We start from the raw sequence: 12024 nt of genomic DNA on the forward strand, positions 1-12024 counted from the left end.
GGGAGACAGAAGTCATGGGCAAGACACTCGTTATCGGCGCCGGAGGCGTCAGCCATGCCGCCGTCCACAAGATGGCGATGAACTCGGACATCTTCACGCATATCAGCCTGGCCAGCCGCACCAAATCCAAATGCGACGCGATCGCCGCATCGGTGAAAGAGCGCGTGGGCGTGGATATCGACACCTATGCGCTCGATGCGATGGACGTGGCGGCGACGGTCGATCTGATCCGCAAGACAGGGGCCGAGATCCTTGTGAACCTGGCGCTGCCTTATCAGGACCTCAAGCTGATGGATGCCTGTCTTGAAGCCGGGGTGCATTATCTCGACACCGCCAATTACGAGCCCGAGGATGTGGCCAAGTTCGAATATCACTGGCAATGGGCCTATCACGACAAGTTCCGCGAGGCGGGGCTTGTGGCGATCCTCGGCTCGGGCTTTGATCCGGGCGTGACCAGCGTCTTTGCGAAATGGCTGAAGACACACAAGCTGGACACGATCCGCCAGATCGACGTTCTGGATGCCAATGGCGGCACCAACGATCAGGCCTTCGCGACCAACTTCAACCCCGAGATCAACCTGCGCGAGGTGCTGCAGGACGCCAAGCATTGGGAAGGCGGCGACTGGAAGGTGACGCCCGCCATGTCCCACAAGGTCGAGTTCGATTTCCCCGGCATCGGGCCGAAGAACATGTACCTGATGTATCACGAGGAGCTGGAAAGCCTGAGCACCCATTTCCCCGAGATCGAGCGCGCGCGCTTCTGGATGACCTTCGGGGATGCCTATATCACCCATGCCAAGGTGCTGCAGAATGTCGGCATGACCCGGATCGACCCGGTGATGCATAACGGGGTCGAGATCATCCCGATCCAGTTCCTCAAGACGCTGTTGCCCGATCCCGGCGATCTGGGCGAGCAGACCAAGGGCAAGGCCTGCATCGGCGATATCGCGACCGGGCAGGCCAAGGACGGCTCGGGCGAGAAGACATATTACATCTACAATATCTGCGACCACGAGGAATGCTTTGCCGAGGTGGGCAGTCAGGCGGTGTCCTATACCACCGGTGTGCCAGCCATGATCGGCGCGGCGCAGGTGCTCAAGGGCAATTGGAACGAACCCGGCGTCTGGAACATGGAGCAGCTGGACCCGGATGACTTCATGGACATGCTGAACGCCCATGGCCTGCCGTGGCAGGTGCACGAGCTGGATGGTCCGGTCTCGTTCTGAGCAGGCAGTCAAAAGGGGCAGACGGCATGACGCAGATGATGCAGACACAGGCGGGCGACGCTGGCGCGTTCCGCCAGTTCGATCTGATGCGGGTGCCGTCGCCCTGTTTCGTGGTCGACGAGGTCGCGATCGAGGCCAATCTCAAGGCGCTGGCCGATGTGGGCGAGCGGTCGGGTGCACGGATGCTGAGTGCGCTCAAGGCGTTTTCCATGTTCTCGCTGGCGCCGCTGGTGCGCACCTATCTGTCGGGCACCTGTGCCAGCGGGCTTTTTGAGGCACGGCTGGGGCGCGAGGAATATGGCGGCGAGGTCACGACCTTTTCCACCGGCTACAAGCCCTCAGAAATCGACGAGATCATCCAGCTGAGCGATCATCTGGTCTTCAACAGCCCCGCCCAGAAAGACAGGTTCGGGCCGCGCGCGGCGGCGGCGGGCGTGTCGGTGGGTCTGCGGATCAACCCCCAGCATTCCGAAGGCGAGGTGCCGAAATACGATCCATGCCAGCCTTGTTCGCGGCTTGGCTTTCCGGTGACGCAACTCGATGCCACGACCCTTGAGGGTGTCGAGGGGCTGCACATGCATACCCTGTGCGAACAGGGGTTCGAGCCTCTGGCGCGCACATGGGCCGCGGTCGAGCCGCTGATCGCGCCCTATCTGGGTCAGCTGAAATGGATCAACCTTGGCGGCGGGCATCACATCACCCGAGACGATTACGACCGCGAGGCTCTGATCGCGTTCATTCGCGATCTGCGCACGCGTCATGGGGTCGAGGTCTATCTGGAACCGGGCGAGGCCGTGGCGCTTGATGCGGGCATCCTTGTGGGCGAAATCCTTGATACGTTCCACAATACCATGCCCATCGCGATCACCGATATTTCCGCAACTTGCCATATGCCGGATGTCATCGAAGCGCCGTACCGTCCCGCCCTTCTGGACGAGGCGGATGCCGGACACACCTACAGGCTGGGCGGGCCGTCTTGCCTCGCGGGGGATATCATCGGCGATTACACATGGGCCGCGCCGCTCGAGATCGGGCAGCGTTTCGCGTTTCTCGATCAGGCGCATTACTCGATGGTCAAGACCAACACCTTCAACGGTGTCCCCCTGCCCGCCATCGCCCTCTGGAACAGCCGAACCGACGATCTGCGCATTGTGCGGGACTTCGGATATCAGGACTTCAAGGAGCGCCTGTCATGAGCGTTTTTCTGGACAGCGAACTGACCGAAGCCGAACGTGGCGATGATGCGCGCTTTCGCGTGATCCCCGTGCCGCTTGAGCGTACGGTGTCGTACGGTTCAGGCACGGCAGGCGGTCCCGAAGCGATCATCGCCGCCTCGAACGAACTGGAACGGATCTGCGCCGGGCAGGAACCTTGCGGCGCCGGTATCGTGACCGAAGCCCCGCTGGAGTGCCAAGGTTCATTGCCCGAGGTGATGGAGAGGCTGGCGCAGCGCACCGAAGCGGCGGTGCACGCCGGACAGATCCCGGTGACCCTTGGGGGTGAACATTCGCTGACGTATGGTGCAGTGATCGGCGTCATGCGCGCGCTGGATCGTCCGGTCGGGATCGTGCAGATCGACGCCCATGCCGATCTGCGCATAGCTTATGAGGGCGAGCCGCATTCGCACGCGTCGGTCATGCATCTGCTGTCCGAAAAAGGCGTGCGGCTGGCGCAATTCGGCGTGCGCGCGCTTTGCCGACAGGAAGAGGAAAGCCGGGCACGGAACGGCGTGTTTTTCCGCGATGCCGAAGAGTTGGTGACCGAGCGTATCCACCGGATCACCCTGCCCGATGACTTCCCCGATCTCGTCTATGTGTCGTTCGATGTCGATGGACTGGACCCGTCGCAGATGCCTGCGACCGGCACGCCCGTTCCCGGTGGATTGGACTATTACCAGTCGCTCCATCTGGCCGAAAGCGCGCTGCAGGGCCGGACATGCGTGGGCTTCGACGTGGTCGAGCTGGCACCGGACGGCAACGCGGCCTGGGATTTCACCGCGGCGCAAATCGTCTATCGCCTGATGGCGGCCTGCGTCTGATCCGGCGCAAAATCCGTTTCACCCGACGCCCAAAGGCACTATGACAGGGCCGATGAACACTCCCTTCACAGAACACCCGCAGCGACGCGCCCCCGGAATGGGCCCCGGTGCCCCAGGTTATCTCTGGGTGCTGGTCGGCGTGATGGCGGTGATCGAGGCGCTGCTCGGTCTGTCGGATGCCGGGTACCTGCTGCCCGAGGGGTTACGCTGGTCGGCCTTTGCGCTCGGCGCCTTCTGGCAGCCGCTGCTTTCGGGGCAGGTCGCGCCGATTTACCCCGGACAAACCGTGGTGATGTTTCTCAGCTATGCCTTCCTGCATGGCGGTCTGGCGCATCTCGCGTTGAACAGCGTCGTGCTTCTGGCGCTTGGCAAGCTGGCCACGGTTCGGATCGGCATGAAACGCACGCTCGCCGTTCTGGCGCTATCGGCCGTGGGCGGCGCCGTGGTCTTTGGCCTGCTCTCGACAGGCGGCGTGCCGATGATCGGCGCATCGGGTGCTGTCTTTGGGCTTCTGGGCCTGTGGCAGGCGTGGGATTACCGGATGCGCAAGCGGATGGGACAGCCGCTCAAGCCTGTCCTGACCACCATTCTGGCGCTGATCGTCGCCAATGTGGTATTTTTCGTGATCTTGGGCGGTGGATTGGCCTGGGAGGCACATCTGGGCGGCTGGCTGGTGGGCTGGATCGCCGGTCAGAGTTTCGCCCGGTCCTGAAGACCCGCACCCGCGAAAACGCCCGGTTCAGCCGCCGCTTTGGGACGCGGCATCGGCCAGAACGGTGCCAAGAAGGTCCGCCATGGCCAGAACTTCGCCCCCGACAGTCGAGGCGGCTGCAATCGCCAGAACGCCACACAAAGCCGTCAGAGCGGCCCATTCGGCAGATGTATCTCCTGAGTTCGACTGCATCATCATACCTCGGTTCGGGTCGGACTTCACCTGAGCGCCCCCTTTGTTCCACCGCACCGGTCCAGCGACAAAAAGACCCGCCTTCTGGAGGGGAAAAGCGGGCCTTTTGCCTGTGTTCCGAACAATCCAAATGCAGGGGTTGTCCGGATCCGTACAATCGAAGTGCCAGGGGTCGGTCACTCTGCCACCTTAGGTAGCAAGAACTGTTCGGGCCGTCCTGCTGTAAGAAGTTTCCACTTGTTATCCTTCGATAAACCGGGCGCGCTTTTGTAAGCCATGCGCACCTTGGCGCGCTCCTGCGGCAGTCATGAAAGCCGGGCGCCGCACCGGCGGGGCGTGACATGGCGGCCTACATCACAGTTTGTCGCCGCCCCTCTGGCCCTTTGGATAAAAAAACCATACATATCCGTCATTATGGTGAATTTCTGGAAGAGCGTCGTGAAGGACAAGCACAACGGAAGGCTGACCCGCGATGGAATACGCCTGCATGAAGCGGCGGATTTCGCGGGGATGCACAAGGCGGGCGCGCTGGCCGCGCGCATTCTCGACGAGGTGGCAGATCACGTCTATCCCGGCCAGACCACGGGCGAGATCGACAAGATGATCGAACAGAAGGTGACCGACGCGGGCGCGACTTCGGCGACGATCGGTTACAAGGGGTATCAGCACGCCAGCTGCATCAGCGTCAATCACGTGGTCTGCCACGGCATTCCCGGCGACAAGAAGCTCAAGGATGGGGACATCCTGAATATCGACGTCACCGTGATCGTCGATGGCTGGTATGGCGATACCAGCCGGATGTTCGTCGCGGGCACCCTGTCGCGCAAGACCGAGCGGCTGCTCCAGGTCACCCACGATTCGCTCATGATCGGCATCGAGGCGGTCAAGCCCGGCAACACGTTCGGCGATATCGGCTATGCGATCCAGAGTTTCGTCGAAGGTCACCGGATGTCGGTGGTGCGGGATTTCTGCGGTCACGGCCTGGGTCGCGTGTTCCATGCGCCGCCCAACGTGCTGCATTACGGGCGTCCCGGCACCGGCCCGATGCTGGAGGAAGGCATGTTTTTCACCATCGAGCCGATGGTCAATCTGGGCCGTCCGGAAACCAAGGTGCTGGCCGATGACTGGACCGCGGTGACACGTGACAAATCGCTCTCGGCACAGTTCGAGCATTCGGTCGGCGTGACGGCGGATGGCTGCGAGATCTTCACCCTGTCTCCCGGCGGTCTGTTCCACCCGACGTGGAAAACGACCTGAGACCGGCCCGACCGCGCAAGCCCCACCTCTGAGGCGATCCCTTCAGAACTGCGATGTCAGCAACGCCAGATGCCGCGAGACGATCTCTTCGTAGCGGCCCTCCTGCTTGAGGCGCGCGATCCCCGCGTTCAGCCGGTAAAGATGCGTGGTCCCCCGCCAGTGGCTTTTCGAGATGATCACATGCAACCCGACCAGCGACACGGGCCGTTCCAGCGGCACGATCTGTTCGCGCCACCCATTTTCCAGCAGCGCGCTGCCGCCGACAAACAGATCGACGGAAACCGCATCGACCTCACCCGCCAGCACCTTGTCGAAACAGCCCGTCACATCGGGCGCGGTCACAAGGGTGATCTTGCCATCGGCGATCCAGCGACGGCCCACTTCGTCAAGGTCATGGGTGAACACCCCCTCGGGCCGACAGAGCGACTTGCCATGCAGATCGGCATCGATCTCGAAGGCAAACTGACGGTCCGCGCGCACGAACAGCATCATCGGCACATCCATCAGCGGATCGGAAAAATGAAACCCCCGGCACAGCCGGTTCTCGGGCATGGCCTCGCAATCGGGCCGTGCATAGGGAACGCCCATATCGAACGTCACTTTGGCCAACAGGTCGATCTGCTCCGCGCGGTCCGTGCTGATCGACACCGCATGACTGACAGGCGACGGGGACTGGTCCAGCGCGGTGGTCACCAGCTCGGGAAAGAGCCCCATCTGCGGCAGGTTGCGCCCCACGAAAGGCGCAAGATCACCGATCGCCAGAACGTTGATATCGGCGTTCTGACGTTGCAGAGGCGCCTCTTCCACAGGCTTGCCCGCAGCGGTGGCCTCGGGACAGGGGACATAGAGCGTCCTGCCGGGGATCACCGTCGCCCCGGCAAGCTGCGCGGTATTCGCCTCATAGAGCGTGGCCCAATGCGACCGGTCGCCATAGTGAAACTCGGCAATGCTGAAGAGCGTATCGCCGGGCTGCGCCTTGTACTCGACATCGCACAGGGCGGCGGCCATCTGCGCGCTCAGGCATAGCGCCACAAAGGGGGCCAACAGCCGCCTTGGCCAGTAGATCGGTATTGCGTGGATCATGTCCCCTCCTGTCACGGTGACGACGCGCGCTATCAGAGGTTCGCCCAGATGCGCGTCATGTGGTCTTCCACGATCGTCTGATAAAGCCCGTCCTCGCGGATGCCGCGCAGACCGGTGTTGATCAGGTCAAGCAGCTCTTCGGCCTGCGGATGGGTCTTGTGGACAAAGACGTGAATTCCGACGATCGACAGGGGACGCGGCAAAACGGTGATCCGGTCCTCGTAGCCCAGATCCTTCATCGCCGCGCGCCCGATGAATTCGGACAGCGACAGAAAATCCGCCTCGCCCTCGGCCACCATGCGGAAACAGTCCGCAACGGTCTGGGGCGTCACCAGCTTGACCTTGTCATCCAGAATCCAGCGCCGTCCCTCGCCGTCCAGATCGAAGGTCAGAAAGCCGACAGGCCGGCAGATCGTCTTGCCGATGATATCCTCGTCCGAGTCGAAGCGGATCGGATTGGCCTTGTTGGCAAAGACCAGCATCAGCGTCTCGAACATCGACTCGGATGCAAGGAAATCGCGGCAGCGCATGATATCAGGCGTCAGGTTGCAATCCGGCAGATACCAAGGAAAGCCCATATCCAGCAGCGCGTTCGACAAAAGCGGATCGAAATGCGACCCCCAGTCATTCACCCAATGGATCGCAAAGCCCTGGCTGGGATTTGCCTTGCGCAGGGCTTGATCCACGATATCGGTAATCAGCCCCCCATTGTGCCAGTCCTTGTCGGTGAAGGGGGCATAATCCCCCCCCGTCAGCAGGTTGATCCGGTTTCTGACCGCCGCCGTGCCCGGCTGGACCGTCACCGGGGTGACCACGCTGGTATCCACCGCCGCCACCTCTCGTCCGCCCTCGAGCCCGACGGGCAACCCGTCGATACAGGTCAGGTTCAACCGCATCCCCACGGCAATCGCATTCGGGCTTTGGCCGATCGCAGCGATATTGTCGCGATGGATCACACTCCACATCCCGGCATTCTTGTAAAGCCGGTCGGCGATCACCGACAGGCTGTCACCGGGTTGCACGGTATATGTGCCGCCACAGGTTTGCGCATCGGCACGCCCCCCGGCCGACAGGATGAAAGCGAAAAGGAAAAGAGACAGAACATATTTCATGGGCTTACTCGACTATTCGCGCAATAGCAGCGCCTTCGGGGTGAGAGGTGAACGGGCGGACGGACAGCACGGGCCAAAGACCAGCGCCGCTCAGCCGCCCGCAAAAAGCGCGATGACGGTTTTCGTATCGACCGCACCATCCGGCTTTATCAGGCCGGGTGGCACCGTGATCTCGCCGCGCTGATGCGCCAGATTGAGCAGCCGGTCGATATACGCATCCGATTGGCCCTGTGAGATCGCCTCTGCCACCATGCGGTAAAGCGGGTTGTTCTCGGCCATCCTGGCGGCGGCATCCGGGGCTGCGGGTTGCACGCTGGATGCGCCCGGACTGCGCAAAGCGGCAAGGGCGGTCTGTGCGAACTGGCCGACGACATCATTCTCGGCGGGAATAACCGGGGCGACGCTTGGCGCACTCTCGGGCGCGGGGCGGGCCAACGCCTCCTCGGGGGGCGTCTGCGCGCTCGCGGCAACCGGATTTTGCGTGGGCATCGGCGCCGGGGAGGCCTCAGGCACAGAGGCCGTGGCCAGTTGCGCCGTGTTGCGATCACCGATCACGGTCAGAGCCAATACACCGCTGACCACCAGCAGAAGCGCCGCAGCCGCGCCCAGCATCAGCCTGCGCTGCAGATCCGGCTCGGGCACAAGCGACAGAAGAGATGCAAACCGCTGGCCCATCCGCAGATCGACCCGACCCTTGGACGTGTCCGCGCGTGTTGGAATGTCCATTTCTGTCCGCGCAACCGACGCGTCCACCGCCTCCGACCGGCTTGGGAAAAGGGGCGTTGAGGGGTCAGGCGCCTTGCCCTCCTCATGCGCCATGACCGCCGAGCGGTCCACAAACGGGATATCCGCGCCCGGCAGGTTTCCGGCCACAACCCGTTTTCGCACTATGGCGGATTTGTTGACTGTCAGTGGCTTGCGGGCCTCCGCAGACCTCTGCACTTGGGCCATTTCACACACCCCCACTATCACTCGTATAAAATCAAAGCAGCGAGAACAGGCTACCTGATCCCGAGGTTTCGTCAACCAAAAGCGGCAAGAAAATCCCACGATTTAGTGGTTGTGGTCCATTTTATGGACACAAATTGTGTGTCCCGGCAGATTTCCGGGGTCATCCGCATGCCAAGCGCCACCTGTGCCGCGCAGACGCGTGAACGCCCGCGGGCTTCGCGGAGCTTCGGGCCGTGTCTGTCGAAAAGGGGGATTTGGTGGAGCCTAGGGGGATCGAACCCCTGACCTCTTGCATGCCATGCAAGCGCTCTCCCAGCTGAGCTAAGGCCCCATAGAAACAAGCCGTTCCCGGCCCGTCGTCGCCGCTATCTAGGCAAAGCGGCAGGCGGGATCAAGTGGAAAATCCCGCCCTTTCGCAATCAGTTGTCGGTGTCGTCACTCGACACATCGGCGATGTCGTCCAACGACACATTGTCGTCATCGTCGTCATCATCCAGAACGTCGTCGCCAAGATCGACATCGACATCCTCATCATCCAGCACGGATGAATCGTCATCGACATCCGTGGCCTTCAGCTTCTTCGTTTCGGCGTCTTCGTCATCTGCCGTGATCGACCGGCTCTTGCCGGAATGGATCTCGACGACCTCGCCCGTATACGGGCTGACAATGGGGTTCTTGTTCAGGTCATAGAACCGCTTGCCGGTTGTCGGGCAAAGTCGCTTGACGCCCCATTCTTCCTTGGGCATGGGCAATCCCCTTCAAATCTTTCTGTCTTGTCGACGGTCTGCGCCACCTGCCATAACGCGGGGGAGGTGTCAAAGCCTTTAAGCAAACCCGCGCATCGCGCCGACCACGAGGGCATATGGGCCACCACATCCTGCCGGGCAACCCCCCTGTGGAACTGATCCTGCGCCGGTCCCCTCGGGCGCGGCGGATTTCTCTGCGCGTGTCGCGGCTTGACGGGCGGGTGACACTGACCCTGCCGCGTGGCGTGCGCGAGGGCGAGGCGCTGGATTTCGCCCGCACCAAGGAAAGCTGGCTGCGCGCGCAACTGGCCACACAACCCGACAGCATCTCCGTCTCCGAAGGCGTGCGCCTGCCCGTCGAAGGCCAGCCCCGGCTGATCCTGCGCGGCGCGGGCAAGCGAATCGTCCTCGACGCCCAAAGCATCACAGTGCCCGGCCCGCCCGAGCATATGCCCACCCGCCTTCAGGCCTGGCTCAAGACGCTTGCGCGCGAGCGTCTGGCGCAGGCGTCGGACCGCCACGCGCAGGCCCTGGGCCGGCCCTATGCGCGGCTCAGCCTGCGTGAAACGCGCTCCCGGTGGGGGTCTTGCACCTCTGCGGGGGGACTGATGTATTCTTGGCGGCTGGTGATGGCCCCGCCCGTGGTGCTCGATTACGTCGCCGCCCACGAGGTGGCGCATCTCGCCGAGATGAACCACTCGCCCGCCTTCTGGGCCGTGGTGGCGCGGCTCTGCCCCGGATACCATGCGCCGCGCCAGTGGTTGCGCCAGCATGGCACCGATCTGCACCGCTACCGTTTCGATGGCTGAGCGTTTCAGCGATTGACCTGGGCGCCGCTTGTGATCACAAATAGGGCATGTTGCTCAACCCGCGCCCAGATCCCGCCCCATCCGCCCATGACCGCGTCTATCGCGGCCTGCGCAGCCGCATCATGCATGGCGAACTGGCCCCCGGCCTTTCGCTGACGCTGCGTGGCATCGGCGCGGAATTCGACGTCTCGATGACCCCTGCGCGCGAGGCCGTGCGCCGCCTCTCGGCCGAAGGCGCGCTGACCATCTCCAGCTCGGGCCGGGTCACCACCCCCGAACTCAGCAACGAACGGATCGAGGAACTGGCCGCCCTGCGTGCCCTGCTCGAGGTGGAGCTGGCCAGCCGCGCGCTGCCGCGCGCCCATATCGCCCTGATCGAGCGGCTGCAAAGCATCAACTCCCGCATTGCCGACGATATCGCCCGGCAGGACGCGGTTGGCTATATCCGCCGCAATCTCGAGTTTCACCGCACGCTCTATCTGCGCGCTCAGGCGCCCGCCATGCTGGCCATGGCCGAAACCGTCTGGCTACAGCTTGGGCCGACCATGCGTGCGCTTTATGGCCGGCTCAGCCGCAAGGACCCGCCGCATTACCACCGGCTCATCATCAGCGCGCTCAAGGCCGGGGACGAACCGGGGCTGCGCCTCGCGGTGCGCTCGGACGTGACCCAGGGCCTCAGGATGCTGGTGGCCTGATCCGATGGATCTGCCCGTCCTGCTCATCTCGCTCGGGGCGCTCTTTCTGACGGGGCTTGCCGCGGATGCCTTCGGGCGCCGCACCCGTTTGCCTCGGGTCACCGTGCTTCTGGCCTGCGGCGTTGCCGTCGGCAGCGCCGGGTTCGATCTCATCCCTTCGGAAATTCAGGCGCTTTACGAGTTTCTGTCCGTCACAGCCCTGACCATGGTGGCCTTCGTGCTCGGCAGTTCACTCACCCGCAAGGCTCTGGCCAAGCATGGGCGCCCGATCCTGTGGATTTCCCTGATGACCGTACTCGGCACCGTGGGGGTGGTGACACTGGGCCTCTGGCTCGCCGGGCTGCCACTCGCCGCGGCCCTTCTTCTGGCGGCGATCGCCACCGCCACCGATCCCGCCGCCACGCAGGACGCGATCCGCCAAAGCGGCGCGCGCGGCCCCTTCGTGGACGAGCTCAAGGGTATCGTCGCCATCGACGACGCCTGGGGTCTCATCGCCTTTTCACTGGCCGTCGTTTTGGCGCTCGGGCTGACCGGCACGATGAGCCTGCACATGCTGGGCGATGCCGCATGGGAGATCGGCGGCGCGCTCGCCATCGGGGCCGCGATCGGCCTGCCCTCGGCCTATCTCACCGGACGGCTCCGCAAGGGCGAGCCGATGCTGACCGAGGCGCTCGGGATCGTCTTTCTGGTCGCCGGGCTGTCGATCTGGGCCGAGGTGTCCTTTCTTCTGGCTGGCATCACCACAGGCTGCGTGATCGCCAACACGGCCCGCCACCATGGGCGCGCCTTCCACGAGATCGAACATATCCAATGGCCGTTCATGATCCTGTTCTTCCTGCTGGCCGGCGCTTCCCTCAAGCCCGACCAACTGGCCGAAGCCGGGCTGATCGGGCTGGCCTACGTGATCCTGCGCATCGCGGCACGCCTCTTCGGCGGCTGGCTCGGGGCCAGCCTCGCCGGGGCTCCGCGCGCCCTTCGTCCCTGGTATGGCGCGGCGCTACTGCCGCAGGCGGGTGTCGCCGTCGGCATGGCGCTGGTGGCCGGGCGCGAATTTCCGCAATGGGCCGACATGATCCTCGGCCTGACCATCGCCACAACGGTCATCTTCGAACTGATCGGCCCGGTCGCCACCCTGATCGCCATCCGCAAGGCGCAAGCTTCCCGCTGAGGCCGCCCAAGGCTGCGCGTTTCTTCTGGCTGAAA

The 12024-nt window shown here is 63.4% G+C and carries 13 protein-coding genes and 1 tRNA gene; 8 read left to right on the forward strand and 6 right to left on the reverse strand.

Annotated elements, in window-relative coordinates:
- Nucleotides 1-14 precede the first annotated feature (14 nt).
- Genes RAZWK3B_RS00990 through RAZWK3B_RS01005 form a run of 4 tightly spaced genes read left to right on the forward strand, consistent with a single transcriptional unit; the run spans nt 15 to nt 3976 of the window.
- Nucleotides 15-1226, forward strand: a complete 1212-nt coding sequence (locus RAZWK3B_RS00990; protein WP_007811376.1) for a saccharopine dehydrogenase family protein — start codon at nt 15-17, stop codon at nt 1224-1226.
- 26 nt (nt 1227-1252) lie between these two features.
- On the forward strand, nt 1253-2422 hold the full coding sequence (gene nspC, locus RAZWK3B_RS00995; RefSeq protein WP_007811377.1) for a carboxynorspermidine decarboxylase: 1170 nt from the start codon (nt 1253-1255) through the stop codon (nt 2420-2422).
- A complete protein-coding gene (gene speB, locus RAZWK3B_RS01000; protein ID WP_007811378.1) occupies nt 2419-3264 on the forward strand; it encodes an agmatinase in 846 nt (281 codons plus the stop codon). The genes nspC and speB overlap by 4 nt, the downstream gene beginning before the upstream one ends.
- Before the next feature lie 52 nt (nt 3265-3316).
- A complete protein-coding gene (locus RAZWK3B_RS01005) occupies nt 3317-3976 on the forward strand; it encodes a rhomboid family intramembrane serine protease (protein WP_007811379.1) in 660 nt (219 codons plus the stop codon).
- 27 nt (nt 3977-4003) lie between these two features.
- On the opposite strand, the gene RAZWK3B_RS20955 is transcribed toward RAZWK3B_RS01005, so the two are convergent.
- Nucleotides 4004-4198: a hypothetical protein gene (locus RAZWK3B_RS20955; protein ID WP_157132100.1), complete on the reverse strand. Its 195-nt coding sequence runs from the start codon at nt 4196-4198 to the stop codon at nt 4004-4006.
- Between the two features lie 384 nt (nt 4199-4582).
- Between RAZWK3B_RS20955 and map the strand changes: the two genes are divergently transcribed.
- Entirely contained in the window at nt 4583-5425 is an 843-nt protein-coding gene (gene map / locus RAZWK3B_RS01010; RefSeq protein ID WP_007811381.1) for a type I methionyl aminopeptidase, read from the forward strand.
- A 42-nt stretch (nt 5426-5467) separates the two neighbouring features.
- On the opposite strand, the gene RAZWK3B_RS01015 is transcribed toward map, so the two are convergent.
- The 5 genes from RAZWK3B_RS01015 to RAZWK3B_RS01035 all read right to left on the reverse strand — a co-directional run bounded on the left by RAZWK3B_RS01015 (nt 5468) and on the right by RAZWK3B_RS01035 (nt 9317).
- Complete coding sequence (locus RAZWK3B_RS01015; protein ID WP_007811382.1) at nt 5468-6508, reverse strand: LysM peptidoglycan-binding domain-containing protein; 1041 nt, start codon at nt 6506-6508, stop codon at nt 5468-5470.
- Nucleotides 6509-6540: 32 nt separating this feature from the next.
- On the reverse strand, nt 6541-7620 hold the full coding sequence (locus RAZWK3B_RS01020) for a transporter substrate-binding domain-containing protein (protein ID WP_007811383.1): 1080 nt from the start codon (nt 7618-7620) through the stop codon (nt 6541-6543).
- A gap of 90 nt (nt 7621-7710) precedes the next feature.
- The gene (locus tag RAZWK3B_RS20060; protein ID WP_050774148.1) at nt 7711-8571 is read right to left on the reverse strand and encodes a hypothetical protein; all 861 of its coding nucleotides are present in this window, start codon (nt 8569-8571) and stop codon (nt 7711-7713) included.
- A 255-nt stretch (nt 8572-8826) separates the two neighbouring features.
- Nucleotides 8827-8902, reverse strand: a tRNA-Ala gene (locus RAZWK3B_RS01030).
- Nucleotides 8903-8990: 88 nt separating this feature from the next.
- Nucleotides 8991-9317 (reverse strand): TIGR02300 family protein, encoded by a 327-nt coding sequence (locus tag RAZWK3B_RS01035; protein WP_007811386.1) that lies wholly within the window; start codon nt 9315-9317, stop codon nt 8991-8993.
- Nucleotides 9318-9433: 116 nt separating this feature from the next.
- On the opposite strand from RAZWK3B_RS01035, the gene RAZWK3B_RS01040 reads away from it, so the two are divergent.
- From RAZWK3B_RS01040 to RAZWK3B_RS01050, 3 genes are read left to right on the forward strand one after another with little or no spacing between them, the layout of a single operon-like run.
- On the forward strand, nt 9434-10126 hold the full coding sequence (locus RAZWK3B_RS01040; protein ID WP_007811388.1) for a M48 family metallopeptidase: 693 nt from the start codon (nt 9434-9436) through the stop codon (nt 10124-10126).
- 47 nt (nt 10127-10173) lie between these two features.
- The gene (locus tag RAZWK3B_RS01045) at nt 10174-10821 is read left to right on the forward strand and encodes a GntR family transcriptional regulator (protein ID WP_007811390.1); all 648 of its coding nucleotides are present in this window, start codon (nt 10174-10176) and stop codon (nt 10819-10821) included.
- Between the two features lie 4 nt (nt 10822-10825).
- Complete coding sequence (locus RAZWK3B_RS01050) at nt 10826-11989, forward strand: cation:proton antiporter (protein WP_007811392.1); 1164 nt, start codon at nt 10826-10828, stop codon at nt 11987-11989.
- Nucleotides 11990-12024 lie beyond the last annotated feature (35 nt).

It is taken from the genome of Roseobacter sp. AzwK-3b (genome assembly GCF_000170875.1).
GTDB classification, from domain to species: domain Bacteria; phylum Pseudomonadota; class Alphaproteobacteria; order Rhodobacterales; family Rhodobacteraceae; genus Roseovarius; species Roseovarius litoreus.

Excerpts from the sequence above, each read along its gene's own strand:
- RAZWK3B_RS00990 (WP_007811376.1), top strand. The coding sequence starts at position 15 with ATGGGCAAGACACTCGTTATCGGCGCCGGAGGCGTCAGCCATGCCGCC.
- nspC (WP_007811377.1), top strand. The coding sequence starts at position 1,253 with ATGACGCAGATGATGCAGACACAGGCGGGCGACGCTGGCGCGTTCCGC.
- speB (WP_007811378.1), top strand. The coding sequence starts at position 2,419 with ATGAGCGTTTTTCTGGACAGCGAACTGACCGAAGCCGAACGTGGCGAT.
- RAZWK3B_RS01005 (WP_007811379.1), top strand. The coding sequence starts at position 3,317 with ATGAACACTCCCTTCACAGAACACCCGCAGCGACGCGCCCCCGGAATG.
- map (WP_007811381.1), top strand. The coding sequence starts at position 4,583 with ATGGTGAATTTCTGGAAGAGCGTCGTGAAGGACAAGCACAACGGAAGG.
- RAZWK3B_RS01015 (WP_007811382.1), bottom strand. The coding sequence starts at position 6,508 with ATGATCCACGCAATACCGATCTACTGGCCAAGGCGGCTGTTGGCCCCC.
- RAZWK3B_RS01020 (WP_007811383.1), bottom strand. The coding sequence starts at position 7,620 with ATGAAATATGTTCTGTCTCTTTTCCTTTTCGCTTTCATCCTGTCGGCC.
- RAZWK3B_RS20060 (WP_050774148.1), bottom strand. The coding sequence starts at position 8,571 with ATGGCCCAAGTGCAGAGGTCTGCGGAGGCCCGCAAGCCACTGACAGTC.
- RAZWK3B_RS01035 (WP_007811386.1), bottom strand. The coding sequence starts at position 9,317 with ATGCCCAAGGAAGAATGGGGCGTCAAGCGACTTTGCCCGACAACCGGC.
- RAZWK3B_RS01040 (WP_007811388.1), top strand. The coding sequence starts at position 9,434 with ATGGGCCACCACATCCTGCCGGGCAACCCCCCTGTGGAACTGATCCTG.
- RAZWK3B_RS01045 (WP_007811390.1), top strand. The coding sequence starts at position 10,174 with ATGTTGCTCAACCCGCGCCCAGATCCCGCCCCATCCGCCCATGACCGC.
- RAZWK3B_RS01050 (WP_007811392.1), top strand. The coding sequence starts at position 10,826 with ATGGATCTGCCCGTCCTGCTCATCTCGCTCGGGGCGCTCTTTCTGACG.